This is a genomic window from Clostridium sp. BIOML-A1 (assembly GCF_009874105.1).
GTDB lineage: Bacteria > Bacillota > Clostridia > Lachnospirales > Lachnospiraceae > Coprococcus.
In genome coordinates this window covers 1-26,835 of the sequence record NZ_WWTL01000019.1, presented here as the reverse complement: position 1 = coordinate 26,835, position 26,835 = coordinate 1, and the positions used below count along the sequence as shown (strand labels likewise).

Annotated in this window: 24 protein-coding genes; 4 read left to right on the top strand and 20 right to left on the bottom strand. The window is 40.6% G+C overall.

Going from position 1 to position 26,835, the window contains the following annotated elements; genetic code table 11:
- Positions 1–284 precede the first annotated feature (284 nt).
- From GT641_RS12530 to GT641_RS12465, 14 genes are all read right to left on the bottom strand, one after another.
- Positions 285–794, bottom strand: coding sequence for a hypothetical protein (locus tag GT641_RS12530; RefSeq protein WP_161117718.1), 510 nt, complete (start codon positions 792–794; stop codon positions 285–287).
- Positions 795–857: 63 nt separating this feature from the next.
- A complete protein-coding gene (locus tag GT641_RS12525; RefSeq protein ID WP_161117717.1) occupies positions 858–1,205 on the bottom strand; it encodes a hypothetical protein in 348 nt (115 codons plus the stop codon).
- 25 nt (positions 1,206–1,230) lie between these two features.
- Entirely contained in the window at positions 1,231–1,740 is a 510-nt protein-coding gene (locus GT641_RS12520) for a hypothetical protein (RefSeq protein ID WP_161117716.1), read from the bottom strand.
- A gap of 14 nt (positions 1,741–1,754) precedes the next feature.
- Complete coding sequence (locus tag GT641_RS12515) at positions 1,755–5,612, bottom strand: transglutaminase domain-containing protein (protein ID WP_161117715.1); 3,858 nt, start codon at positions 5,610–5,612, stop codon at positions 1,755–1,757.
- Complete coding sequence (locus GT641_RS12510; RefSeq protein WP_161117714.1) at positions 5,613–8,783, bottom strand: hypothetical protein; 3,171 nt, start codon at positions 8,781–8,783, stop codon at positions 5,613–5,615. It lies immediately after the preceding gene.
- Positions 8,784–8,835: 52 nt separating this feature from the next.
- Entirely contained in the window at positions 8,836–9,873 is a 1,038-nt protein-coding gene (locus GT641_RS12505; protein WP_243143775.1) for a HAMP domain-containing sensor histidine kinase, read from the bottom strand.
- A gap of 16 nt (positions 9,874–9,889) precedes the next feature.
- Positions 9,890–11,995 carry a glycoside hydrolase family 13 protein gene (locus GT641_RS12500; protein WP_161117712.1) on the bottom strand — a complete coding sequence of 702 codons (2,106 nt, stop codon included), beginning with the start codon at positions 11,993–11,995 and terminating at the stop codon, positions 9,890–9,892.
- Between the two features lie 443 nt (positions 11,996–12,438).
- Positions 12,439–14,361: an ATP-dependent zinc metalloprotease FtsH gene (ftsH, locus tag GT641_RS12495; RefSeq protein WP_008402561.1), complete on the bottom strand. Its 1,923-nt coding sequence runs from the start codon at positions 14,359–14,361 to the stop codon at positions 12,439–12,441.
- 49 nt (positions 14,362–14,410) lie between these two features.
- Positions 14,411–14,932 (bottom strand): hypoxanthine phosphoribosyltransferase, encoded by a 522-nt coding sequence (gene hpt / locus GT641_RS12490; RefSeq protein ID WP_161117711.1) that lies wholly within the window; start codon positions 14,930–14,932, stop codon positions 14,411–14,413.
- Positions 14,901–16,358: a tRNA lysidine(34) synthetase TilS gene (tilS, locus tag GT641_RS12485; RefSeq protein WP_161117710.1), complete on the bottom strand. Its 1,458-nt coding sequence runs from the start codon at positions 16,356–16,358 to the stop codon at positions 14,901–14,903. Before tilS ends, hpt begins: the two co-directional genes overlap by 32 nt.
- Positions 16,359–16,569: 211 nt before the next feature.
- The gene (locus GT641_RS12480; RefSeq protein ID WP_161117709.1) at positions 16,570–18,639 is read right to left on the bottom strand and encodes a SpoIIE family protein phosphatase; all 2,070 of its coding nucleotides are present in this window, start codon (positions 18,637–18,639) and stop codon (positions 16,570–16,572) included.
- A gap of 131 nt (positions 18,640–18,770) precedes the next feature.
- Complete coding sequence (locus GT641_RS12475; RefSeq protein WP_008402557.1) at positions 18,771–19,070, bottom strand: septum formation initiator family protein; 300 nt, start codon at positions 19,068–19,070, stop codon at positions 18,771–18,773.
- Positions 19,071–19,155: 85 nt separating this feature from the next.
- Positions 19,156–19,536, bottom strand: a complete 381-nt coding sequence (yabQ, locus tag GT641_RS12470) for a spore cortex biosynthesis protein YabQ (protein ID WP_161117708.1) — start codon at positions 19,534–19,536, stop codon at positions 19,156–19,158.
- The gene (locus tag GT641_RS12465; protein WP_161117707.1) at positions 19,536–19,814 is read right to left on the bottom strand and encodes a YabP/YqfC family sporulation protein; all 279 of its coding nucleotides are present in this window, start codon (positions 19,812–19,814) and stop codon (positions 19,536–19,538) included. The genes yabQ and GT641_RS12465 overlap by 1 nt, the downstream gene beginning before the upstream one ends.
- 394 nt (positions 19,815–20,208) lie before the next feature.
- On the opposite strand from GT641_RS12465, the gene spoVT reads away from it, so the two are divergent.
- The 4 genes from spoVT to GT641_RS12445 all read left to right on the top strand — a co-directional run bounded on the left by spoVT (position 20,209) and on the right by GT641_RS12445 (position 22,178).
- A complete protein-coding gene (gene spoVT, locus GT641_RS12460) occupies positions 20,209–20,754 on the top strand; it encodes a stage V sporulation protein T (RefSeq protein WP_044946001.1) in 546 nt (181 codons plus the stop codon).
- A gap of 187 nt (positions 20,755–20,941) precedes the next feature.
- Positions 20,942–21,214 (top strand): HU family DNA-binding protein, encoded by a 273-nt coding sequence (locus GT641_RS12455; protein WP_008402552.1) that lies wholly within the window; start codon positions 20,942–20,944, stop codon positions 21,212–21,214.
- Between the two features lie 196 nt (positions 21,215–21,410).
- Entirely contained in the window at positions 21,411–21,869 is a 459-nt protein-coding gene (locus GT641_RS12450; protein ID WP_044945999.1) for a ferritin-like domain-containing protein, read from the top strand.
- A 69-nt stretch (positions 21,870–21,938) separates the two neighbouring features.
- Entirely contained in the window at positions 21,939–22,178 is a 240-nt protein-coding gene (locus tag GT641_RS12445; RefSeq protein ID WP_008402549.1) for an RNA-binding S4 domain-containing protein, read from the top strand.
- A gap of 448 nt (positions 22,179–22,626) precedes the next feature.
- Here GT641_RS12445 and epsC read toward each other — a convergent pair whose 3' ends face one another.
- The 6 genes from epsC to GT641_RS12415 form a co-directional block, all read right to left on the bottom strand.
- The gene (gene epsC, locus GT641_RS12440) at positions 22,627–23,529 is read right to left on the bottom strand and encodes a serine O-acetyltransferase EpsC (RefSeq protein WP_161117706.1); all 903 of its coding nucleotides are present in this window, start codon (positions 23,527–23,529) and stop codon (positions 22,627–22,629) included.
- A 170-nt stretch (positions 23,530–23,699) separates the two neighbouring features.
- Entirely contained in the window at positions 23,700–23,882 is a 183-nt protein-coding gene (locus tag GT641_RS12435) for a hypothetical protein (protein WP_161117705.1), read from the bottom strand.
- A gap of 247 nt (positions 23,883–24,129) precedes the next feature.
- A complete protein-coding gene (locus GT641_RS12430) occupies positions 24,130–25,464 on the bottom strand; it encodes a glycosyltransferase (protein ID WP_161117704.1) in 1,335 nt (444 codons plus the stop codon).
- A gap of 14 nt (positions 25,465–25,478) precedes the next feature.
- Positions 25,479–25,958, bottom strand: a complete 480-nt coding sequence (gene ybaK / locus GT641_RS12425; RefSeq protein WP_119963595.1) for a Cys-tRNA(Pro) deacylase — start codon at positions 25,956–25,958, stop codon at positions 25,479–25,481.
- Positions 25,959–25,971: 13 nt separating this feature from the next.
- Positions 25,972–26,355 (bottom strand): response regulator, encoded by a 384-nt coding sequence (locus tag GT641_RS12420; protein WP_119963596.1) that lies wholly within the window; start codon positions 26,353–26,355, stop codon positions 25,972–25,974.
- The coding region (locus GT641_RS12415; protein ID WP_161117703.1) for an Hpt domain-containing protein at positions 26,355–26,835 on the bottom strand (481 nt) is incomplete at its 5' end. The genes GT641_RS12420 and GT641_RS12415, both read right to left, overlap by 1 nt.

Below are 26,835 nucleotides of genomic sequence, written 5' to 3'. Positions count from 1 at the left end.
AACATCATATAGCATTTTTACATTTTTTCTTATATAAATATAATTTTCTATTTCACTTATTTCACTTTTACCCACAACTAATTTATCTTTAAATTCTTTTAATGACAAACCATATTTATCTAATATATCAATACTACCTATCAATTATAATATCTCCCCTGTCTATATTGTCTGTTTGACAATGGTTTCCCCTGCATTATCATTGCCGTTTGTATACGCATCAAACAGGTTGTTTTAATTAATATTTGAATATATAAAGATAATAATCAATTAATAACCCACCTTCATTCTGCTTCTTCCATATCATACTCTGAACACGTCTCATAATCTTCCTGCAGTATTTTCACCCATCGTTTAATAGCTCCCCACATACCATCAGAATGTCTCCAGCCTTCCCAGTCAAAACATTTACTTAACTTTTCTTTATTATTGAAAACTGCCTGCATAACTACGGGTTTTATCTGCTCAGATATGTGAAATGGCGCCGATTTGAAACTCTGTCTTTCCTTCAGTACAATATCAAAAAAAACATTAAATGCACAGTATACCTCTTCAATATCTCCCTCGCACATTTCTTTGATTGCTTCAATAATCATATCCGGAATATAGTCATACCCTCCCTCGTTATACAGTGCATAAATTCCTCTTGATAAAATACTGCCCCAATCAGTTATATCTATTCCTGCAAGACCATATTCAACATATTCACAATGGTACTCACCCTTTCCCTCTAACAGCTTTACCATATCACCACATTCTACGGCTTTTCTTGCAATTCCTACATAATCAATCATGCTCTTAATCTCCTTTATTTCCTTTTAAATTTTATCGGCTCGCTAGAATATACTTTTTATGAGTTACATCCAGCCATGAGCTTCTAAAAATTTATCTGGTATACGCAATTTTAATTCATTATCAACTTTTCTAAAAAATTCATATATATTTTTATCCGAATAACAATTTTTTCCTTTTGACAATAAAATATGCGTCGAATTACCCTGTTCAATCGAACATCCAATAATATCTTGTTCATAATTAAAAATAACAACAAAATAATCATATGCAATAAATTTTATTTTAAATGCTCTATGATTTATATCATCATTAACATCATATATTTGTGTAGCATCTATTTTATCCTTAAATATAGTCCTCATTTCTTTGCTTATTTCTTGTGCCAATTTAACTGTATCATTTAATTGCATACAAAAAATCTCCCTCCCAATCTCATCAGGCGTCTTTCATATCATATTCTAAACATTTCCCATATTTTTCTTTTAGTATTTTCACCCATCGCTTTATAGCTCCCCACATACCATCAGAATGTCTCCATCCTTCCCAGTCAAAGCATTTACTTAACTTTTCTTTATTATTAAAAACCGCCTGCATAACTACAGGTTTTATCTGCTCTGATATATGAAATGGCACCGGTTCGAAATTTTCTTTTTCATTCATTACAGAATTAAAGAAAAATCGAAACGCACAGTATACCTCTTCAACATCTCCCTCACACATTTCTTTAATTGCTTCAATAATCATATCCGGAATACAGTCATACCCGCCCTCGTTATACAGTGCATAAATTCCTCTTGATATAAGATTATTCCAATCCGTAACATCCGCATCAGGTGGAAATCCATAATAATAAAATTCGCAACGATACTCACCCTTTCCCTCTAACAGTTTGACCATATCATCACATTCTACGGCTTTTCTTGCAATTCCTACATAATCAATCATGCTCTTAATCTCCTTTATTTTCTTTTAAATTTTATCGGCTCGCTAAAATATACTTCTTCCGGTATATTATCAAGATCATATACAACCGCCTCCGGTATTCCCCCTGATGTATAACCACCCGGTATCCAGTTATTATTTGCCCCCATCTCGTTACCGCTTGGAAGTGAAATATTGTATTTCTTAGGATTATTTATATACATTATTATATAATCACCATTCTCTAGAGAACCAATATTATACCCCAGCTCTTTTTCTAATTTAGTTAGATCACCTCCTGCGTTATTTAACACATTATCAACCTCATTTTTAGGAAGTACAAACTGTGTTCCATCCGGCCACCCTAATTTATCCATACCATCAAAGTAATCATCATATGTTTTCTTTGATAAAATATATGCTGCACCATCATCAAATTTTGACAAATGATTATCTATATACTCTTTGCTCAGATATTCTGACGGGTTCGGTCTGCTTCCTTTAGGCGTATTTAAAATATCCGCTATCTTTTCACTGGTTAATCCAGAAGTTACATTCTCTCCCGGCTTGCCTCCAAGCTCCTTCTCAATCTCATCAGGCGTCTTTCCCTGCTTAAGTCTGTCGACAGCATCATCACCGTATTTCCCTATGATTGTGACAGCATCATCACCATGTACTATAATCGCATCTACTGCATCATCTCCATATTTTCGGATGATCTCTATTGCTTCATCTCCGTTTTTGATAAGACACTCTGCTACATCGTCTGCGCTTTTCGAAGAACTCTTCATCAGCTCGAAGATCTCGTCCATCTTATCCGCAAAACCATCCATCTGTGAAAGCTGCTTCAACACATCAGGAGACGCCCCAAGACCTCTCGCCTTTCTCAGCCAGTCAAGTCCTGTATCTCCGAAGTTCTTTGCAAACATACTTATCACTTCATCAGAAAGTCCCAGCTTCTTAAGATTTGTTACCAGCTTGCTGATGTCTTCCAGCTTGGCTCCGTTTGTCAATAGCTCCTCTACTACATCAGCACCTAGAGACTTCACAAGTTTATTTTTCAGTGTAAGAGACAATATCGGTTTTGCAAGCTCTGAAAATAATGAAAGTCCTACGGTAAGTATCACATCAAATATAGTCTGTTTGACAATGATTTCTCCCGCTTCCTCATTACCATCCATATACGCATCAAACAGCTTAAAGGTCTGTATGCACGACCATACACTCACACCTATGCACACACCAGCAAGAGCTATCTGCGCTGATCCAAGAAACGATACAGCCCCAGCTGCTGCCATCATATTTATTGACTGGAAAATAAGGAGCATACCCTCTGTTATATCAACAAGTGTAAGTCCAAATTCAACCATAGTGTCATATATTACTTCGCTCTGGGTACTTCCGCCGTTTAACCCTCCCGATATCCTGTACGCAGCCGTTCCGTCTTCCGAGAGAACTATATAACCCGTTCCACTCCAGCTTCCAAACACCATTTCCTCACGAGGAATGAAAACCGTATAGCCATTTTGTGCCGCAGTTCTTATCTCCGATACCACCTCGTCCGCTGTGTCAAGTAATATCAGAGCATCTTCAAGATTTGAAGAATTAATAGCCAGAATGTCAACTCCACTTTCCACAGCATCCTCGAGTATACTTATAGTAGAAACAGCAGGTTCCCCCATAAGTTCTTCAAAAATTCCACTCTCATATTCCGAACCCATTATACCGGTCGTAAGCAGATATTCCCGCTCCGCATTCTCATCACCCAGAAGGCTCACCACACTGTGGCTGTCCTTATCCACATCCATGAACATATAGCCGAAATCAATTCCGCTTACCATTCCATAGATGTATTCCTTTTCAGCTTCATAACCTGTTATTGCTTCACTTATATTTCTTGTAGCTGCAACATTATAACTGTCCGCTGCTGCGGCATATGTCAAATCCAACTGGGCAAAATACAGTTTGCCCGTCATCTCAAGATATCTTCCCATATATTCAGGGCTATAGACATTTTTCTCTGACACACTGTCCTTAAGAGTGATTATCTCATCATAAAGACTTTCCATATCCGCATCACTTATGCTCTGTACATCAATGGTTACCGCATACATCGAACCTGCTGTAATTGTATTCGTTATTCTGTTGTTCCCTTCATTTGTATGGAACACTATGCTGAAACTGCTGTCCGTTCCAAGAGGGCTGTATAAAAGCTCCTCTTCCTTATCACTTACAGCCTCCCCATCCACATAAAGTACAGGCGTCATATGTACTGCGTACGATGGAGTTGTAAATATATCCCCATATCCCGAAAGGATCTCTTCATCAGCATCAGTTGCAGCCTCATAAGAGAGAAGTATACTCTTGCCCGAAAGCTCATCCGCATTGAAACTTCCAAGAGTACAGCCATCCACTTCAAATGTCACCTGATCCCTTAATCGGTCAGGTAATTCCGCAAATGTTCCCTCTTCACTATCTACCTCATACTGCAGAGAAAGTGGAAGATACACTTCATCTCTCTGTTTTATTATACGTTTTCTGAAATAGACACTATTTAAATCCATTCCGGACAATGAATCTTCACATTCCGCATAAATATCATTGTAAACATTTTCGAATGTCTCTGCAGCTCCCGACGATACAGCCTCATCAAGCTTTGCCGCAATTTCATCTGTATCTCCTGACACCGTATCATATACACTATGTACACTCTCATATTCCTTAATTCCCGTATCAAGGTCTACCCATACGCTCTCTCCATCTGCATCTCCCGCTCCCCGGTAGTTGCCGTAAGGTACAAGGGTTCTCACCCATACATGCTCTATTTTTAGATATACGGTTTTTCCCCCGGATGTAAGCCTTGTTACAGGCACCCCATTTGATGCAAGTACAGCCGCCGCATGCTCTGCTGTATCAGCTCCCATAAGTGACATGGCTTTTTCAGGCTCAAGAAGTATATTGCCCTCTACATACATTGAAGGATATCCCTTATATCGAAGCATAGCAATAAGAAGCCCTGCCTGGTCTACATCATTTCCGCCCTTTGACTCAAATGTTCCTGCAGCACCTTTCCTGCTACCATAGTAATATTCATAATCTATGTTGTTCTTTATGTAATTATATATATTAAGCGGCGTATCAAGCTCACCGGCAAGCTTCTTCATTTCTTCGGTAAGTTCCATAATCCCTGTACAGGAAATAAGCTTCTCATCTGAAATCTCCGAAGTGTAGTCTTTTGCTGTGAAATTCTCCACATCACTTTTTTCCGCATTATAAAGCTCCGCTTCAACCGCCCTGTATACTTCCGGCTTATCCGAAATCTCTGATCCATATGTATGTACATCTTCATCAGCTCTAAGCAGCTCTCTCGCTTCTTCTATGAGCCCCAATACCTCAGCGGCATCTTCTGATGATATGTTCTCCTTCAGGGCTTTCTCTATATCCTCTGCCTTTGTCTTTCTCTCCGACAGTTCTGCCTGAAATTCCCCTTTTCTTTTCTCCAGAAGAGACTGTGCTTCATCTGACAGGTTACTTAATTCATCACTGCTTCCGATTATTTCTTCAGCTTCTTCTGCCATCTGTCCAAAGGCTTCTTCGACAGCATACAGATGTGTGGCTGTCTCTTCCACATTTCCACTTTTTACCTGATCTTCCAGCGTATCAAGTTCTGTGCCAAGAAGTTCTAAGGCAGGCATAGTATTCTCCTGACTATCCACCGACTCTTTCTCTGTATCTTTTTCAGGCGCAGTATTCTCCGTTTTATATTCATCCTGCACCGTATTATTTACACTGCCGCTTTTTCCACAGCCGGCAAGCATATTCAGACTTAACGCAAATACAAGCAGCATTGCTATGCATTTATATCCATATTTATAAGTTTTAATTTTTTCTATCATTTATTTATCCTCAATTTTATGTTGGTAATAAGTTGCCTGTATATTGATTTTCTTTGCAATTATGCTTCCTTTATAGTCAAAATCACACACATTTATTGTAACAGTACCATTTGGAGCATATATCAATCCGTTTCCATTTACGTTTGTCGCCTGTATAGTTATGTCACCATTTTCTGAAGCTATTACTACAGGATCTTTATATCCAAGAGTCATAACATTTGCATTAAAAGATATATCTCCGTTCGAAACTAAATCTGCGAATATATTAACCCTATTGCACCATGCTCTTGTAGTCGTTTTACATATAGTAGGATTGGTTACATTTGCCATATTGTACTCTGCGATTTCTTCAATTCCCGTATTCTGTTTCATATTGTCCAATATGTCTGTCATATAATTCGGAAGTTCTATCTGCGAAGCATTTTCGATTTTCTCTGCTATATGAAGATCTCCTCCCGCTATCTGCAATTTTCCCGCAGAATATGCCGTACCAAGAAGATTTAAGGTACTTCCCTGAAATCTGAATGTTTCATTTCCATACACAATACCTTTTACATCTGCCTGACAACAGAATAATTGTACTTCTTCCTCACTTGCAAATAATGCATATGGAAGATCAAAATACGATTCATTATCAGGTATTTCTATCTCTTGAACAAATTCTTCCCCGATATTTCCCGCATTATCAACAGGACGTATATGAATATATACAGTAGTTCCCGGGGTACATTCTCCAAGATTCACAGTTGCCTTATCCTGATTAGCCGGAACTATGTCAGATATAAGATTTCCTTTCTCATCATACTCTGCAATATCCTCTATATACTCCTTATCGCTTACCTCCACTATATAGCCCTTTAATCCTGAAAAAGCTGTTGCCGTCACTATATTTGACTGTATGTTCTCCGTCTCAGAACTTGCCGCTATTCCTTCAACGTAATACTGATATGTTGTCCCCCTGTCCTCGCCATATATAGTTGCTATACCGTTATCCGAAATTTCCAGATCATCAACAACAGGCGCGTCCAGATCGTAAAATGATTTATCAGCTGAACCTGTACTGTATGTAAACTGTTTTAAATAAAAAAGTGTATTTGCCAGTACCTTACGCTCATCATCTGTAGCAAGTCCATTACTGTGTCCTGTCTGTATCATCGCAAGCTGATTATTTGTAAATAAATAGGCACTTGATGTCACACCGGTAGCTGAATCCGTACAGTTCCCATTCGTCTCCAGTTCCATCCACACAGTCGATCCCAGACTGCCGCCCGAACATTGTCCCTGTGTATGTGTCCATGGAATATCAAGTGTACCTGACAGATTCCATGGATAGCCTGTAAGGAACCCTTGTTTTACTACTTTTACTTTATTTGAAAATCCTGATGAAGCGCCTCCCATTTTCATTCCAAGCATATCTGAAAATTTTAAAAAATAAGGCATGTACCAAAGCGTATCATGTCCAAACAAAGCACCTCTGCCTGAATCTATGAATTTCTTAGTTTCTATATATGATTTTTCATTTAAATCTTTTGGTGATCCTATAGGTCCGTTGTAATCACTTGAACCAAACATCAGAACATCATATTTATAATTTCCGTCCTCATCAAACAGATATTCTTCAGGCTCGGTATTATAATCATCTATATAAACAGTATCTATATCAAATAAGCCTTTTCCTGCCGGCTCACCTGTTCCGCTTACAGTCGTTTCCATCCAGTCGACAAGATAATTTTCCGCCGTTAAACGAGGATATATATTAAGCACCCTTACCTTTTCATTTCCGTTCCATGTAGAGCGTGTCTCCCAAACACCGTCTCCCTGCTTTCTAAATACCCTGTAACCATATCTTTCTTCATCATTTGTTATGTCATTCCAGTCAAGCTCTATACCATAATCTTCACCGTCTTTAACTGTACATGTCAATTTCAGTTCAGGCTTTTCCTTTTTATGCACCGTAAAATTAAACTCAGTACTTTTCCATATATTCTCTATTCCCGCATCTTCCTTAGACAGCACTTCAGTACGGAGTACATATGTCCTGCCTTCGGTCGCAACAATATCCATAACAGCGTCTATCTTCTGTTCTTCCTGTTTCGGGATAAAAAGACATTCTTTTTCTTCTGTCTTTATGATCTCCCCATCTTCCAGTAAAGTGTAACGAATAACAGCCTTCATCTCCTGGTTAATGGTATATTGTATGGTTGTCTGTAATGATACCTGTTGTTTCCTGTCTGCTTCCAGTACATAATTGTCTGCTTCCGTTATCAGATTCTTTATTTCAAACTTCAATGAATGGTACTGCTCGATTTCCCGTACCAACAGAATATATTGTATGGTATCCTTTACACTTCCATATACGCTGCCATCCTCTGCCTGTACAGCATTTAACTTCTTTTCCACATCATCGGTATCATTTATTAATTCCCTTTTGTACAGATAACCTGCCAGTTTTGCCTGTTCCAAAAATGTCTCTTCAGAAAAATCTGCAGTAAAAACATTCTGGCAGTAGCTGTCCAACTTTTCGTACACAGAAGCATTGTCAACACTCGCCAATAACAAAACGATACCAACCTGTGCAGATAATTCCGGTACGGATATGTCAAATTTTGTATAACCAAAACCTCCGTCCGCTTTCTGCTGTCCAATCAGATAATTAACAGCCTTCGTCATCCTATCTGAATGATATTTCTGTTCCGTACTATCTGTGATTTCTTCCAGTCCGTCTTTTTCCCATACTGCTTCTTGTGCCAGCAATACCAGCATAGTATCATACACATCGCTCGTATAGGATTCTGTAAGGCCAAATCCGCCATCCTCATTCTGCCACTCCCAGGCTGTATCCAGATAGCTTTGACATCCCCTTGCCCATGCAAGATGTGCCAGTTCATCTACGTTAAGCACCGTATGTTCCTGCTCCCATTTTGTTAAAAACGTACTGTCTGTTTCATTTTTTTCTTCACGCAATACTGCCATTGCATTACAGGTGAAATTCGGAAGTCCTGCATTTTTCCATTCCCCACTTTCTTCACCCATTTCTTTGAGCCATGAAAGTGCCTGCGGTTTTCCTCTTTGTTCTTCTGCCTTGGCAGAAAATGGTATTAAGTTTAATAATAAAATAATGGTGAATATAAGACTTGTAAGTATTACGCTTTTCTTTTGTATGCGTTTCATACTACCCCCCCTTTTAAATTATAATTTCTTTAGACTTCTTTTTAGAATCAGCTTAATCTACATGTACAAATGTAATGATAAACCAGGTATATGCCCCTTCTTCACTCCGCACCGTAATCTTGCCGCCCATTCCCTCTACGATAGATTTTGTAAGGGATAGGCCGATTCCAACACTGTTTGGATTCACATCATGGTGTACACGGTAGAATCGTTTGAATATATTTCCGATATCTTTCTCTGCGATTCCCATTCCATGATCCTTGACATAGATTCTGGTAAAGACCGGATTGTGTTCTACCTCAACCGTGATCTCTGTTTTCTCCGGTGAGTAATCGGATGCATTCTTTAAAAGATTAATAATTGCCTCTACGAGCCAGTCACCGTCACAGACCAGCTTCCTGCCATCCTCACAGATCACATGAACCTCCTGTTCCCTGCTCTCCGTCAGATAGGTTACGCTGTCTCTTGCCTGTAATAATAACAGCTTCAGATCACATTCTTTCCGGTCAAACTGGATTGCTCCCGCTTCAATCCGGGCAAGCTTTAAAAGAGATAATACCATCCATTCCATTCTGGTAAGCTGATTTTTTGATTCGTTAAGCACCCGCATCCGTTTTTCTTCATCTGTAAAAGAATCATCTAACAGCAGATCGATGAATACATTTAAGGATGCCAACGGTGTCTTAAGCTGATGAGAGATATCTGACATGATATCACGTAAGAATACTTTCTCTGACATTTCCCGCTCTTTGCTTTCTTTTAAAAATGTCACCATCTTATAAAAGTTCGTATATAAGATTCCGATCGTGCCCTGCATGTATTCTTCTTCCGGCAGCTCATCTTCTCCCTGAACTACACGAAGCATCTCATCCGACACATGCTCAACCTCCCGATAAGTATGGTTGATCTCCCGATAACTGATGAAAAACAGAATTACAAGCCCAACCGCTAACATCAGCAAGATAACTGCAATTCTCTTTTCATCGCCACCGAACAGGAACCGTATACCGATTCCAACCACTGCCAACAATATTACAGCTAGGATCACAAATCGTTGTATGAATCTTTTTCTCTCAAAATCACTTTTCAAGGCTTTAGTTTCCTCTTTAAATATCCCTTCCCACGTTTGCAAGAACCATAGCCGACATCTTCGGTACCTTCAGATAAAGCATATTATGCTCTACCTTGTAGTCACAGGTTTCCAGACTGTAGCCTTCTTCATTTGTGAACATCACTCTGCGCATGATCTCATGGTTCTTGACACCGATCCGTCTGACATGCAGCTTTACATCGATGTCATCATAATTCGTATTCAGAATCACAACCAGCTGCTCCGTATCTGTGAACCGTCCATATGCGATAATCTTATGTGCTCCATGCAAGAACATAACTGAGCCACGGATCAGAGCCTCATAGTTCTTATGGATGCGGATCATGTCCTTATGGAACCGGATCAGCTCCATATCTTCTCTGCCCCACGGATACGTTCTACGGTTATCCGGGTCAGTCCAGCCACAAAGTCCTGCTTCATCTCCATAGTAGATCGTCGGCGCTCCCGGCCAGGTCATCTGGAATACAACGCCCTGACGGAATATACTCTTATCGATACCCTCATTTGCCGCCTGCGGCCCCATCGTATGCGTACGTCCGACTCTCCGGTTTGTACGGGTTAAGAATCTGGAATGATCGTGGTTCGACAATTCATTCATCGCAATCTCAAGGGAGGGACGCTGGAATCTCGCCATATGATAATTCATGGCTCCCATAAATGTATCCGGATTACCCAACAGATCACCACGGAACTCATCACTGTGTTTCTCAACACCAGTCAGAAACCAGGTAATCGGCTCCATAAATGCATCATAGTTCATAACGGTATCCCACTGATCGCCCTTTAACCAAGGCTTTGGATCTCCATAATGCTCTGCCAGTACAATTGCATTTGGATTTGCCTCTTTGACAGCATTACGGAACATTCTCCAGAACTTGTGATTGTATTCCTCTGAATGTCCAAGGTCAGCTGCTACATCCAGTCGCCAGCCATCCACATTATATGGAGGGGACACCCATTTCTTTGCTATATTCAAAATATATTCCACTAATTTTGGCGAATCTTCATAGTTCAGCTTAGGAAGTGTATCATGCCCCCACCAACCATCGTAGGTTGTATTATACGGCCATACCTCTTCGTTATAAAACTTAAAGAACGACTTATACGGACTGCTCCAGGATACAAATGCTCCCTTCTCGTAGCCTTCCTGATTCTCATAGATACACTCACGATCCATCCATTTGTTGAAGGAACCGCAATGGTTAAATACACCATCTAATATAACACGCATACCACGACTGTGAATCTCCTCCACCAGTTCTGCAAAAAAATGATTGCTGGCTTCCAGATTCCGTTTGTCGGTTACACGGCTGATATATTTTGTTGCTCTTTTATTCTCTTTTACGCCATCCGGCAGGCATTCGCCCTCGTCCACAACGATCTTTCCGAAATGCGGATCGATATAATCATAATCCTGAATATCATATTTGTGGTTGGATGGTGATACAAATAACGGATTAAAATAAATAACATCTACGCCCAGATCCTGCAGATAATCTAACTTATCCTTAACACCCTGAAGATCTCCGCCATAGAAACGTCCGACATCCATATTTGCCGGATATTCATACCAATCCTTCACCTGTCTGGTAGGACTGTCGATGTAGCAGTATTCGTTGTCCAGTACATCGTTCGATGGATCTCCATTACAGAAACGATCCACATAGATCTGATAAAAGACAGCTCCCTTTGCCCAATCCGGTACATCAAAGCCCGGACAGATTTCAAAGTTATAGTCCGGATTCACATTCTTCTGTACACCGATCCTGTTATAATAACAGGTCACACAGCCCGAATGGATCTCAAAATAATAGGATATATATTTCTCTCCGGCTGGGATCACCGCCGTATAGTAATCAAATAAATCATCGGATTCTTCAACAGACATGACGAGCGTCTCGCCATTGTAGATCAAATAAACTTCATCGGCATTATCTGCACATGTTCGAAATCTAACCTTCACCTGGTCATTGATTCCAGGCTCCTGCGGTATTCTATAGTATTCAGAACCATCGGAAAACAATCCCCCTACATTGATAACCAGCTTCAGATCATATATATAATCATGAATTCTTTCTGCGTTCGTGTATTTGTCGGACATTCAAAACTCTCCCTTTCGTTTATGCCTTTTCATTCTAATACTTTTTTAATAAATAGACAACCTTTTTATGCTGACAACCAATGGCAAAAACTAAGCCCCACAGCATCCTCCACTGCTCCCCGGGGGTCTGCCCCAGACCGTCAGGATGAATCGGTGGTGCCCGCCAAAAAATAAAAGAGACAGTCAACGCACGACTGCCTCTTTTGGAGAAGGTATTTTGTTACTTATGGGGTGTAGCCAAAACTATATAATGTATTGGGGGGTTACAAGTATTATTATATACAAATGCTTCTAAAAGTCTGCCCAAACATTTTTTTATTTTAAAAATTTTATTGTGCAAAACAGAGAGCGGCGTTTTTTGAAATTATTCAAAAAACGCCGTTTTTGTGCAACATGTACAAATTTTTATTGGTTTTCAATCAATTTGTTTGTGTTACTATTGTCTATATTGTTGAAGGCTCTGCGTTTGCAGTAGAGTTTGCATTTGGAACATCATCAAACAATGCTTCAAACTCAGCCCGGTCGATTCTCTCTTTCTCAAGGAGAAGCGCTGCACATTTATGAAGGATGTCTTCATGTGCTTCAAGGATTGCTCTGGCATCTGCGTAACATTCATCGATGATACGCTTAACTTCCTTATCGATCGCTCCCGCAACCTTCTCACTGTAATTCTTTGCATGACCAAGATCACGTCCAAGGAACACTTCTTCCTGATCATCACTTTCGTAGTTGATCAGACCAAGCTTCTCAGACATACCGTACTTGGTAACCATTGCTCTGGCATACTGGCTTGCCTGTTTGATATCCTGCGAAGCACCTGTTGTGATATCCTCAAGAATCAGTTCTTCTGCGATACGTCCGCCAAGGCTTACCTTGATATCCTCTAACATCTTTGCCTTTGTCATGAATACGTTATCATTTTCAGGAAGCGGCATCGTATATCCACCTGCACCGGTTCCGGTCGGGATGATAGATACGGTATAAACCGGTCCCACATGAGGAAGCAGATGGAACAGGATCGCATGACCGGATTCATGATAAGCGGTGATTCTGCGCTCGCTCTCCGGTACTAGACGGCTCTTCTTCTCTCCACCAATTCCTACTTTGATAAATGATTTATCTACATCTTCTTTTACGATATAAGCACGGTTATCCTTTGCTGCACAGATGGCAGCTTCGTTCATCAGGTTCTCCAGATCAGCACCTGCAAAACCTGCCGTTGTTCTTGCAATATCATTCAGATTTACATCTTCTGCAAGTGGCTTATTCTTTGTATGAACCTTCAGGATCTCTTCTCTGCCCTTGACATCCGGACGGTTTACGAATACCTTACGGTCAAAACGACCCGGTCTCAAGATCGCATGGTCAAGAATATCCACACGGTTGGTTGCTGCAAGAACGATAATTCCTTCATTTACACCGAAACCATCCATCTCAACAAGTAACTGGTTCAAGGTCTGCTCTCTCTCGTCATGTCCACCGCCAAGTCCGGTACCACGCTGTCTTGCAACAGCATCGATCTCATCAATGAAAATAATACATGGCGCATTCTTCTTTGCTTCGTCAAACAGATCTCTTACACGGGAAGCACCGACACCGACAAACATTTCCACGAAATCAGATCCCGAAATGCTGAAGAACGGTACACCGGCTTCGCCTGCAACCGCCTTTGCCATCAATGTCTTACCGGTTCCCGGAGGTCCTACTAACAGAACACCCTTAGGGATTCTGGCTCCAACCTTTACGAATCTTCCCGGATTCTTAAGGAAGCTGACGATCTCTTCCAGATCTTCTTTCTCCTCATCCAGTCCTGCTACATCTTTAAATGTAACTGTCTTTCCGATATCTTCATTCTTCTTGGCACGGCTCTTTCCGAAGTTCATCATCTGTCCGCCGGATCCACCGCCCTGGATTCGTCCGATCATGAATGTCATGATAATGACCATAATGATCATAATGATCAGATATGGGATCCACATGCCAAGCATACTTTCCTTCTGCACATCGTACAGATTATACTTTGCCAGTTTTACCTGATCCTCTGCAGAAGCTGTCGCATTCTTCTTATCAACTGCTGCTTCATAGTCATTATAGATCTTAATAATCTCATTAACATCTGCCGCATAGAATGTAAGCTGTTTTCCGGAAACAAACTCCACATCTACGGTTGCTGTCGGCACATTTGTATTCTGTGTAATATCTACCGCTGCGATATTTCCCGCGTTCAGATCTGCCGAAAATTCCGTATAGCTGTAATTGGTCGCAACATTACTGCTGCCACCCAGCCATTTGTTGATCAGCAGGAATCCGACAATAAGGATGATCGCATAGATCACAACAGCACTTCTTGCTCTCTTCTTATTCATTGTCTACTCCTTCATCTTGGTCTGTCTTTTTATATAAACAGTCTGATATCTACTGTTCAATCACTCCGATATATGGAAGGTTCCTGTACTTCTGCGCACAGTCAAGTCCATATCCTACTACAAAACGATCCGGGATCGTAAATCCTGTCATATATAATTCAACCGGATTCACACGTCTCTCCGGCTTATCAAGCAGAGTTATTACCTGCATGCTCGCCGGCTTTCTGTTATTTAATAATTTGATCAGATACGACAGCGTTCTTCCTGAATCAAGAATATCTTCAACTACGATCACATCTTTTCCTTCTATTGATTCATCCAGGTCCTTATTCAGCTTGACAATTCCTGATGATTTCGTATCATCTCCATAACTGCTGACTGACATAAAATCCATGGTTACAGGAACCGTGATCTTCTTCGCCAACTCACACATGAAGAATACACTTCCTTTTAATATTCCGATCAGATGAACGGTCTTTCCTGCATATGCTTTATCAATAACTGCTGCCATCTCTGAGATTCTATTATCTACTTCAGTTTCAGATATCATGACTTTGATCTGCTCTTTCATCTTCATTTTCTCCTTCTGGTATATATTCTAAACATATTACTCTTTTTGTATCAGGCCGTACCTTGTACTTCTCACTCAACCGGACGCCTACTGCCCAGATGATATCATGTCCGGAAGCTACAAGCGGTATCTGCAAACGCTCTGCCACCGGTATCTTGCAGGATGAAAATAACCGGTTTATCTTCTTCGTTGAGCCGTCTGATGCGATCACCATATAGTCATTTTCCATATATTCCCTGATAGTAATGCCATTCTGTATTCTATCATAATCTGCAAACTTCGTATACTCTTTTTTTGTTAAATCTAAATGAACAGATTTCTCAAATATTTCAATCTTCATCCTTCCCATTCCGGGCAGAATATATTCGCCTGCACCTTTTATAACTATCTCCTGCCAGTCGGCATCGCGTGTGTCCTCTGCTGTCTTCTCAAAACACAGGTATCCATAATTCTGATATACCATTCCACCATGTGGAAGCATGATCCGGCTTCCCGCAGCTGCCTGATACAGCTTCTTCACTTCTCTTACATGGTTCTGACCGATATCCTTTCTTCCGCCGCTGACTCTGCCAATCAATTCTAAGATCACAAGATCCTCGATCAGTTCATCCTGTTCCCGTAGCTTCCCGATTTCCAATACATATGCATCTGTTTTTCCGGTCTGTTTCCGTATCTCCATATGTTCATCCAGAAAATATCCTACCTGCTTCATCACATAGGTATCATACATAGCCGCATAGGCTGCTGCCTGACTGATATGTGCCGCTGCCTGTGTGTTTATCTCATTAAATGCCGGAATCACCTGATTACGGATCTTATTTCTGGCATAATCATTTTCCAGATTTGTGGAATCCGTACAATACTGTATCCCCTGCTGTTCCAGATAAGCCTCAATCTCCGTTCTGGTACATGAAAGTAACGGACGCACGATCCGGTCCCGCTTTACCGGTATTCCGGCCATTCCGGCAATCCCCGTTCCCCTTACCATGTTGAGCAATACCGTCTCTGCTACATCATTTTTGTTATGAGCAACTGCCACCTTATAATCAGTGATGCCATACTTGTCCGCTGCCCGGGCAAATGCCTCATACCGGGCATTTCTTCCCGCTTCTTCCTCCGTCAGCTTCTGTTTCTTTGCAAGCTGCGGCACATCGATATGGTAACAGTCACATGGTATTCCGAGCTTCTTACAATACTCTGCCACATAAGATTCATCTGCATCTGCCTCTGTTCCGCGGATCATATGGTTAACATGGACAGCATATAGCTTGAGATCCATTTTCTCCCGAAGTCCTGCCAGAACCGTCAGCAGACAAATGGAATCCGCTCCGCCGGACACACCAACAATGCAGGCATCTCCTGCTTCAAGTAAATTCTGTTCTTTTATAAATTGATAAATCTGTTCTTCTAATGTATTTTCTGTCATCTGTTTTCCACACCTGTCCGTCTTCTATGATTCGGATATTCGATCATCTATATTCATTACCTGTATCTTTGTACGCATATTGTATATACGTTTCTTTAAAATCCTACATCCACCGATATATGCAGCTTCGTTATTTTACATCCGGTCATATACATTTCTTCGTTATCTTAATACAAGCCAACTATAAATTTCAAGTAACAAACCGGAAAGTTTATGCTATTTCCAATTTTGCCACGATCACCGTCACATCATCCTCAAGTTTACCTTTACAGCGGAAAAGCACCTGTGAGACAATACGATCAAGTGTCTCCTTGCAGTCATCCGTTTTCAGCGTGGAAATGATCTCCTGCATCTCATCCTCATCTCCCAATGCTCCATCACTTACCATTACTACCCGATCTTCTGGCTGTAGTTCCTGATGGATCACATCGCATTCCGCAGATTCAAGGATACCGATCGGCAGGGATGCTCCCCGCAGCACCTCCGTATCCCCTTCATGAATAATATAAGTCGGTGCTGCCCCCTGCTTATACTGTGTCAATTCTCCGCTGTACAGATCTATGATTCCCATATCAAATGTCGTAAAACACCTCCCACTGTTCTTTGCCGATATGCAGTCATTTGAAAATGTTATTCCATAAGAGGGATCAAATCCGGCATCCAGTAATTCCTCCATTGTATCGATCATCAATGTACTTTCGCAGGACGCAAGACTACCGCTGCCCATTCCGTCTGATATCATCATAATAAGCCTGCCATCCTCATGCTCCTTTACCGAAAAATTATCCCCCGAGACATTTGACCCATATTTTTTAATTCTGCGGACAAAATATGTGCAGCGATATTTTGCGCATTCCTCAAATACGACCACACGATCATTTTCCGATATGATCGCAGGTGCATCCTCTGACACGCGAATCTGCTTGTCCAATACCTCAGACATGATTTCTGCCGCATCTCTCGACAACATGATCCTCTTATTCTTCGTTCTTGCTGTTATATAATACTGAATATGATTCATCTCATTCTTCATAGATGATAAATGTGTCATGATAACCCCATGCTCCATAAAGCTTGCACGAAGCCGTTCTTCCCTGTTCAATGAAACCGGTTCAGCAGTTGCCAGATTATCGGAAAATCTTCCGATCATATCTCCAACCTCACCCAGATCTACTCTTGCTGCAGCAGGTCCACATCCTGCCAATGTATATTCGATCCGTTTAAATGCCCCGGATAATTCACGTATCTTCTCTGCCGTGATACGGTTCATCTCAGTCGCAGTCTGAAGATTATACTGTGACTGAATCCATCCATCCTGAACCGTAAGCAACCATTTGGGGGTCGCCGCAAAGATCAGCAGCGCACTTCCCACACTTTTGATTCCCTCAAATGTCAGGAAATAATCATCATACATAAATCCCGTCAGAATACAGGCTACAGTTACCGCCATAATGGTTCCCATTTTTCTTTTATCCGAAAGTGCGCGCCCTGCAAGGATCAATATTGCAAATATAAAAAATCCACCGACTAATTCCGGTCTTCCGCTCTTAACCGCCGCAATGAATCCGCATACACCTGTGACAGCCATTCCATAACCCGCACCAAACCTGTGAAGTGTATACCACGACACATAAAGGCTACACATTAACAGCCAGCTCACTGCCCTACCGATCATATATGGCATCCCCCACATACAAACAGCAGTCAGAACCAGAACCCCCAGCAATTCTTCATTGTACTTCTCTCTCTCTCTTTTCTGTAATAACAAAACCTGTGTTCCTGTCTGAAATACAGGTATCGTTCCGACAGATATCACTGTTTCAAATAAAGCCATAAGCACCGCATCCTGCATACCGAAAATGTACATACCACATATAAATGACCAGACGAATATTATTATTCCACAGCTTCCGGCAAGTATCAGATATGTACGAGTTCCTCCCGATCGCCTGCATTTCAACCCACCTTCAAGATTCATGCAGACCAGAACAGCCACCAGGATCACACTGTATTTTATCAAGAAATAAGCAGCAGAGTTTTCACCCGTTCCCATCACATACGGTCCCATCCGAAATATCTGCCCCGTGTTCCAGCCTTGTCCGCCATATAACGCCGCCCCGCCAAAAAGCATTGCTGTGAACAGACCGAACGTACTCTGTCTCATATAATAAACTGCAATAAGCATCGGAACCATAAACGGATGCATACCAACGATCGCAGAATGTCCGCATAGGAATCCGATCAGATATAACAGCATACGATTCACTTTTTTTTCATTCATGTATGTGTCCTCCCTTTTCGCCTTAAGTGTCAGACATTATACGGAGATAACACGTAAAAAAAAAAGCGAATGCTGAAAACAGCAATCGCTTTATTCTGACTATTTTTTATTTTTCCGGCTCTTTTATGTACTTATTCCTTCGGACGAATCACTATTTCGTCAGGATATACCAGACCGAGCTGATTTCTGGCTACTTCCTCAACGTACTTTTTCGTCTTCATATATTCTTCTTTTTCTTCCAGCTTCTTATGTTCATCCTGTGCTTCTTCAATCTGTGCTGAGATCTCTGCCGCCTGAACCTTTAATTCTGCTTTCTGTTCACGAAGCGAGATAGATTTTACTACCACGATCACTGCTAACAGCAGAAGCGAAACAATAATGATCGCTGTACATATCTTTGATTGTTTTCTTCTGGTATTTGTTCTACCCATAATCCATTCCCCTATTGTCAGGCTTCTTTTTTCGATGCATTGTTTTCCTAAAAAAACAGTGTTTTCGAAGTGCATTGACATAATTTTACCTTCTCGAACAAATTATGTCAACAAGCTTTTTTGCCCGGAAAATCACTTTTCTCAACCCCTTTTTCAACTCACACAATATATAGTTTAAGAGTCTGGAAACAGCCCAATTTATAGTAGAAAAATACAGTCCGATTCCAGAAAAAAATCCTAAAAAAATATACAAACGTATCACGCCGCTGTTATAGGTAAATGTCGTCCAAATTACTGTCGCACATAATACCAGCCAAAAAAGGAGATCTATAAAGCCAATCCAAGCGCCTTTTATATTTATCACTTTTTTAAAAGCATTAAATAAGCCTATGATCAATCCTATCCCGGACCCGAATAATACGCATACTGCAAAGGCTGTTGACTGCTGCTCCAACATCTCTGTCATTATTTGAACAGCCTCTTAATTGAAAATGTTCCGTTCTCTTTATCCGTCATGTAACAGATACAGTCAACCTTACCTGTCAGATCAAGCAGCCCCTTCTCAATATCCAAATTTGTCATATGCATATCTTTTCCGGTTATTTTCATCTTGCCAGCTTCAGTGATCAAAAATACCAGATCCGGCTCAAATGAGATGACCTTCTCCACTCCGGTTATTCTGGCCTCCTTTCTTGCATCCATAATAAGCTTATGCCCGCTCATAGTATTCTGCGTTTTCTCCATGCTCCACCCTTCCGCCAAAAGCCTTCAGAAGCTTTCTCAAGTCTGTTAGAACAATATATGAAGCTTATTCCTGCAGTAGAACATGTTCTCAATTCCATATCTCAACAAACAGTTCATCCATCTTGCCGATATTGATAGGTTTTGACAGATGGTCATTCACACTGCTTAAATTATGACGTAATCCTGATATCTGTACCGAGCATATAAAAAAATAATTTTATATTATTATATATTATTTATAATAATAGCTTTGCTGCTTAAATCTTCGCGAATGCATAAATCCACATATTTGCCACATACTAACTACAAAGCTAAAACTTAGCAAAAGAGAATGGATCATAACAGAACAGTTAAGACATTCTTACAAAATATGACATTGGAGGAAAATACAAGTATGAGACCCACTGGAATTGTCAGACGTATCGACGATCTTGGCCGGATCGTTGTTCCAAAAGAGATCCGCCGCGTGCTTCGGATCCGGGAAGGTGACCCACTCGAAATCTTTACCGGAAAAGACGGCGAAGTTATCATAAAAAAATATTCCCCGCTTGGAGAGCTTGGAACCTTTGCTCAACAGTATGTGGATTCCATCTCACAGATTCTTGGTTGTCCGGTCTGTGTCGCCGATCGTGATCAGATCATTGCTGTCGCCGGAATGCCCAAGAAAGATCTGGTAGGCAAAGCAATCCACAAAGATCTGGAGGAAGTCATTAACGATCGAGAAAATATTATTGCCCGACATGGCGATACACGATATGTCAATATCACTTCAGATGATACTGCATATGCAGGTCAGGTAATTCAGACAATCATTTGTGAGGGCGACGCGATCGGTGCAGTCATTGTGTTGAGTAAAGATGACAAAATGCGTTTCGGTGAAACAGAACAAAAAACTGCGATCATTGCTGCTAATTTTCTCGGAAAACAGATGGAGAACTAATTCTGTGTCATTTGCCTTGAAAAGCAGCGAAAAATCTAGGTTTTTCAAGGCAAAATGGCGTTCTAACCTTGACAAATACTGGCATTTTAGGTATAAATATACATGTTGGGGCGTGATCTACGCCAGGAGTTATCCGGTTTAGCTCACCAGGATAATATATTATGAGTATTTTAGGAGGATTTTTTCGATGAACAAGACTGAATTAGTTGCTGCTATGGCAGAAAAGACAGAATTATCAAAGAAAGATGCTGAGAAGGCTTTAAAGGCTTTTACAGACGTTGTAGCTGAAGAATTAAAGAAGGGTGAGAAGGTTCAGTTAGTTGGTTTCGGTACATTCGAAGTTGCTGAAAGAGAAGCAAGAGAAGGTAGAAACCCAAGAACAGGCGAAACAATGACAATCGCTGCTTCTAAGTCTCCAAAATTCAAAGCTGGTAAGGCTTTAAAGGATTCACTTAACTAGTTTTTATAGAATGAATCAAGTACTTAAGGGATGCTGCATCGTATAAATCAGCATCCCTTTTGTTTTTCTGTTTTCCGGAATAATCCGATTGTCTTCTGGTAATACTTCTTACAGATGCAAAAACAGAGCACCACACATTTATCTATGTGGGCTTGTTATATGTACCAACCCATATAAAATACAGGAGGCAACAACTATGGTTTTAAAAGAGAAAGAAAAACAGGCTATCAAGGATCTTCAGACACTGGAACAGGCCTGCATTGACAAATACGGCAAATATGCAGCCCAGGCAAAGGATCCTGTGTTACAGGAATTATTTACCACGCTGAAAAGGAATGAACAGAAGCACTACGACAGTCTGGAACAGGTTCTAACCGGAACCGTGCCAAGCTGCAACTGCAATGACAGTGATGGCAGAGACTACGACCCAAAAGCTACCTACAGCCAGCTCGGACAGTCTCAGGACAAGAAGGACGATGCCTTTCTTGCAACGGACTGTATCACCAGTGAAAAGCTCGCATCCTCTGAATATAACAGTGATGTATTCATCTTTGGCGACAGTGCAATCCGCAAGCTTCTTGCCGACATCCAGATTGAAGAACAGAATCATGCCGAGATGCTCTTCAAATACAAAACAGCAAACGGGATGGCATAAGACCTCCAACAAAATACTTTTATGACTATATAGCACACTATCATTTAAAATACAAAAGGAGATATACAAATGAGATTAGACAAATATTTAAAGGTTTCAAGACTGATCAAAAGAAGAACCATCGCAAATGAAGCCTGCGATGCCGGACGTGTTATGATAAACGATAAAGTCGCCAAAGCATCCACCGATGTAAAAGTTGGCGACGTTATCGAGATTGGATTCGGCAACAAGACCGTCAAGGTTGAAGTGACAATGATCGCCGACTCCACCAAAAAAGAAGACGCCAAAGAGATGTTCCGCTATTTGTAATGTCTTTCATGACGATATAAAGTCTGCATACCCGGTTGCTATATAAACACATGACTCATTTCGTTTCTACTCGATACACTCGCCCATTTGTCAGCAGTCGCCCAAACTCACCCTTACGGGTTCAGACATGGGCTTGGTGCTGACGGCTAGAGTGTATCTCATCACGAAACTACATGAATGTCATTGTTTATATAGCAGCCGGATACGCAGACTTTATATCTGTATCAAAGACAAAAACAGATAAATTATCTACAACAGCCTGACTATATATTGACATTAGCGAAAATTTCGTTATGAGATGCACATTGCCAGTAAATACGGGTGCCTGTTTGAGTCCGAAGGACGAGTTGGCACAGGAGTATTTACGAATCAGGCATGTGCATCGAATAGAAATTGCGCGAGTCAATTATAGTCAGGCTGTTGTGGATAGTTCATCTGTTTTGTCCGTTTAGTTCGAGGTTTTAATTTCGAGTTCCGGCATAGTGGAGGCAACTTTGGTGTTTGCAGGGATGGACTTCGTTACGAAGGTATTTCCCGCCACTACGGAATTTGCACCAATAATGGTCTCCCCACCTAGAATGGTTGTATTTGCATAGATGACTACGTTGTCTTCTATGGTTGGGTGACGTTTTATGCCGGATAGCTGCTGACCTTTTCTGGTCGACAGTGCACCAAGAGTAACTCCCTGATAGATCTTTACATTATTTCCGATATCGGTGGTCTCACCGATAACTATTCCCGTTCCATGATCAATAAAGAAATATTCGCCGATATTTGCACCCGGATTAATATCAATTCCTGTCTCGCCATGCGCATATTCTGTCATGATTCTTGGAATAAACGGTACCTTCATCTGATAGAGCACATGCGCATATCGATATACAAATATCGCAAATAAACCCGGATAAGAGAAGATGATCTCTTCCCTGCTGTTCGCTGCAGGATCTCCATTATATTCTGCTTCTACATCTTTGCAAAGCAACGCCTGCACCTCCGGTATCCTTCGGATAAAGCCCAGTGCCTTCTCCTGTGCGTCTTCTGTGATCTCCTGATAGGATTTGGCATCGTTTTTATAACTCAATGCTACCTTGATCTGACAGAACAACTTATCATATAACAACGATAACTTATGTCCTGCAAAATATTTCTTATTAGCATATGCCATATTCTCTCTACCAAAGAAGCCCGGAAATGTTACTTTCCGAAGTTCATCTACAAAATCAATGATCTCATCTTTCTGCGGAAGGCGTTCACCCAGTGAAAGATCAAATAATTTTTGATCTGAATAATTCTTATTTAATTCCTCAGCCATTTCTGCAATGACTGTTTTAACATCATTTTCAAATTCCATTTCAGACTTACTCCATTTCGTTTCCTAATATCAATATATGCGGCAGTCACGATATGTCCTCGGAAATACTGCACAATATACAGCATTAGTATAACATTTCAATGGAAAATGTAAATATTTTTGTTTTTCATTACCGGATTCTTTTTTGAACAGGTCACAGATAAACTTCTCTACAGATTCTCCGCTCTCATATCTTCGATCCTGCGGTTTAATTCTTCTAAAAACTGTTTATGTTCCTTTTGCAGTTTTAAAATTCTGGTCTCATACTGCACTCTTTGCTCTGCAAAAGCTACCAGAAGAATGCAGATAATTATGACTAATACAACAACTGCTAAGGCTAATGCGACCATCATGCTACCATCTCCCGATGTAGAACATGAATCAGATTTAATTCTTGCTTGCTGAATTGATTGTGAACTTTCAGAATTGCGTTCATGATTCTCCCCCCACTTTTCTTTTATAACTTTTGTATTCATTTAAACAGATGCACGCTTCAATCTGCGTACATCTGTTTATACTATACTCAACTTTTCGACATAATGCAACATTTTTTCTACTTAAAATAAGATTTTTCCTATCGCAGTGCGATTTTAAATTGTTTTATTGCTTTCGAAATAACCGCTTGATCTTACCGGGCAGCCACACAAGGACTTTTCCGATCCGGAAAGACCAGGATGCTCTTATCTTCTGATTCTCCTGTTCAACAGTCCTCAGCTTCTTCCCAAGAGCCTCATTCTTTTTCTTTTGTTCTGTAAGCTGACGTTTAAGATCAGCATTTTTTTCTTTTAATACATCTCTTTTTTCTTCAAGTCTTGTAATCTTGCTCTCATCTCGTGCGATTTTCTTTTCATTTGCGCGGTTTTGTTTCGTCAGATCTTTATATGCTTTCTTCTGCAATGACAGATCCTGACTCATTCCACGTTTCTCAGCATACGCTTCCGATTTTTGAACATATACGGAATATGCAAAAAAAACGGCAAATTCTTCCGGTGTGTCCTGATACAGATGTCTGACGCATTCTCCATTCCATGCATTATAATAGTAACCATCTTTCTGTATCTGAATATGCATTTTTTCAAGCCCATATTCCTTTAAAGCCTCAACTGCCTGTCTGAAAGCATCCCATTTCTGAAAATTCTGAAGCATATAGATCATACTTCCAATTGCTTTGTTTGCAAAACTCCGTTCTCCAAATCCCTCGTATTTTTCCAGATTCTCAGCAATATCCATCCATGCCTGAATCGGCGACAAAGGTGATTTAGAAATAGAACAAACAAGTCCACTCGCCTGATTTACTCTGTAATTAACCAGTTTTTCATCCAATACAGTGATTCGATCCGCAAGTCCAATCGCATTTACTGTGAAATATACATCATTACCATTACGAACCGGTTGGAAATCCAGTTTTAGCCGTTCAATATAAGACCGTTTGAATATCTTATTCCAGGCTGCTGCATTCGTAAAATTCAAATAATGATCCGGATTTGTAAAACGATTAAATGTATCTGTCTCCGGTATATTTTTGACCGAGAGATACGGCGGCCATGGATATAATTTCTGTTTTGACTCCAGAAATTGATTTCCACCACATACACAAACATCTGCATCTACAGCCTTTGCTTTACCATACATTTTTTCCAATGCATCCGGTTCAAAGAAATCATCGCAATCCCAGAATACCAAATATTCACCTGTTGCATGCGATTTTCCTGTGTTTCTGGCAACACCTGCATACAGGTTCTGCTGCCTGTACAACTGAATACGGTCATCCTGATCTTTGTATCGATTTAAAATATCCCAGGATGAATCGGTTGAACCATCATCCACACATATGATCTCAATCTCCTGCAATGTCTGATTGCAAATACTGTCCAGACATTGTTCCAGATATTTTTCTCCATTATATACCGGTACGATTACTGATACCTTTATCATAAGAACTCCCTAACTTACTCCTTTATAATATCCGCATACACTCCGTTCACCGCACGAAGCAGGTCATCCGGTTTCAACAAAATCTGTTCTCCCAGTCTTCCACCTGATACGATCATCTGCGGAAGCAGTTTTGCGCTTTCGTGTATAACTGTTTTGTACTGCTTTTTCATTCCGATCGGTGTACAACCGCCTCTGATATAACCGGTCACTTTATTGATATCCTTGACCGGAAGCAGTTCCAGATTCTTTTCTCCTACTACTTTAGCTGCCTTTTTCAGGTCAATCTCCTTATCGATTGGAAGTGCAAATACATAATATGACCGGCTTTTCCCAATCGTTACAATCGTCTTAAAGCTTTCGTCATAACTCTGTCCAAGCAGATCTGCTACATGAACACCATCTATAAATTCATCACACTGATATTGATTCAGCGTATATGGAATCTTCATACGATCCAGAATACGCATAGCATTTGTCTTAGTTTCTTTTCCCATGGTTTCTACCCTATTATGAAAGTACACAATCCTGTATATTTAATACGCGCTCTATACGAGCTGTGAGCGCATTCGCTGTAAATGGTTTACAGATATAATCTTCTGCACCGGCTTCAAAACATTTCGTTTCGGAATATTCATCTGTTACCGCAGTCAGAAAGATTACCGGAATATTCTTATACTCCTGATTTACCTTCAGTCTGGATATCACATCATACCCATCCATTCCGGGCATTTTCAAATCCAGAAGAATAATATCCGGACGTACACGCTCCAGTACGCGGAATGCCTTTTGTCCATCATTTACCGCAGACACATCAAATTTGTCTGCAAGAACACCCTGTATCATATCCAATATCATCTTGTCATCATCTATAACCAAAACTGTCCTTTTCACTAAAGCATCCTCCTAATATCCGTCTCGAGTTTTTCAATCACATCATATGCCTTATCCATATCATAATCTGATATATATGTATGCAGCCTGTCCAGGATGCCAAAATATCCGGTTCCCAATTCTTTTTGAATCGCCGGCACTTTAATGTGATATAGCTTTTTCAAATCCTCACATGCCGCCTGTTCCCGGTAATCATAGGCTTCCTGTTTCATTCTGTCGAGTATTATAAGCACTTCTGTTATATCTGTGACTCCTGTAGTTTCTATTGTACCATCTGATTCTATATTCGCAAGCCATTTTTTTATCTGTCTCAAAAGGTCTCTGTATTGACGCATTGTATTGGCATGTTTCCTATCTATCTCCGTCCATGCTGTTTCTTCATGCCGGCATGCAACTTCCAATCTCGCAGCCGCTTGAGCCATATCATCCGCTCCTATACTGGCCGAGATTCCTTTCAGGCCATGGATCGCAATCTCGTAT

Bases quoted from the DNA above. Each gene is read 5' to 3' on its own strand.
- GT641_RS12530 (WP_161117718.1), bottom strand. From the start codon at position 794: ATGATTGATTATGTAGGAATTGCAAGAAAAGCCGTAGAATGTGGTGAT.
- GT641_RS12525 (WP_161117717.1), bottom strand. From the start codon at position 1,205: ATGCAATTAAATGATACAGTTAAATTGGCACAAGAAATAAGCAAAGAA.
- GT641_RS12520 (WP_161117716.1), bottom strand. From the start codon at position 1,740: ATGATTGATTATGTAGGAATTGCAAGAAAAGCCGTAGAATGTGATGAT.
- GT641_RS12515 (WP_161117715.1), bottom strand. From the start codon at position 5,612: ATGATAGAAAAAATTAAAACTTATAAATATGGATATAAATGCATAGCA.
- GT641_RS12510 (WP_161117714.1), bottom strand. From the start codon at position 8,783: ATGAAACGCATACAAAAGAAAAGCGTAATACTTACAAGTCTTATATTC.
- GT641_RS12500 (WP_161117712.1), bottom strand. From the start codon at position 11,995: ATGTCCGACAAATACACGAACGCAGAAAGAATTCATGATTATATATAT.
- ftsH (WP_008402561.1), bottom strand. From the start codon at position 14,361: ATGAATAAGAAGAGAGCAAGAAGTGCTGTTGTGATCTATGCGATCATC.
- hpt (WP_161117711.1), bottom strand. From the start codon at position 14,932: ATGAAAGAGCAGATCAAAGTCATGATATCTGAAACTGAAGTAGATAAT.
- tilS (WP_161117710.1), bottom strand. From the start codon at position 16,358: ATGACAGAAAATACATTAGAAGAACAGATTTATCAATTTATAAAAGAA.
- GT641_RS12480 (WP_161117709.1), bottom strand. From the start codon at position 18,639: ATGAATGAAAAAAAAGTGAATCGTATGCTGTTATATCTGATCGGATTC.
- GT641_RS12475 (WP_008402557.1), bottom strand. From the start codon at position 19,070: ATGGGTAGAACAAATACCAGAAGAAAACAATCAAAGATATGTACAGCG.
- yabQ (WP_161117708.1), bottom strand. From the start codon at position 19,536: ATGACAGAGATGTTGGAGCAGCAGTCAACAGCCTTTGCAGTATGCGTA.
- GT641_RS12465 (WP_161117707.1), bottom strand. From the start codon at position 19,814: ATGGAGAAAACGCAGAATACTATGAGCGGGCATAAGCTTATTATGGAT.
- spoVT (WP_044946001.1), top strand. From the start codon at position 20,209: ATGAGACCCACTGGAATTGTCAGACGTATCGACGATCTTGGCCGGATC.
- GT641_RS12455 (WP_008402552.1), top strand. From the start codon at position 20,942: ATGAACAAGACTGAATTAGTTGCTGCTATGGCAGAAAAGACAGAATTA.
- GT641_RS12450 (WP_044945999.1), top strand. From the start codon at position 21,411: ATGGTTTTAAAAGAGAAAGAAAAACAGGCTATCAAGGATCTTCAGACA.
- GT641_RS12445 (WP_008402549.1), top strand. From the start codon at position 21,939: ATGAGATTAGACAAATATTTAAAGGTTTCAAGACTGATCAAAAGAAGA.
- epsC (WP_161117706.1), bottom strand. From the start codon at position 23,529: ATGGAATTTGAAAATGATGTTAAAACAGTCATTGCAGAAATGGCTGAG.
- GT641_RS12435 (WP_161117705.1), bottom strand. From the start codon at position 23,882: ATGATGGTCGCATTAGCCTTAGCAGTTGTTGTATTAGTCATAATTATC.
- GT641_RS12430 (WP_161117704.1), bottom strand. From the start codon at position 25,464: ATGATAAAGGTATCAGTAATCGTACCGGTATATAATGGAGAAAAATAT.
- ybaK (WP_119963595.1), bottom strand. From the start codon at position 25,958: ATGGGAAAAGAAACTAAGACAAATGCTATGCGTATTCTGGATCGTATG.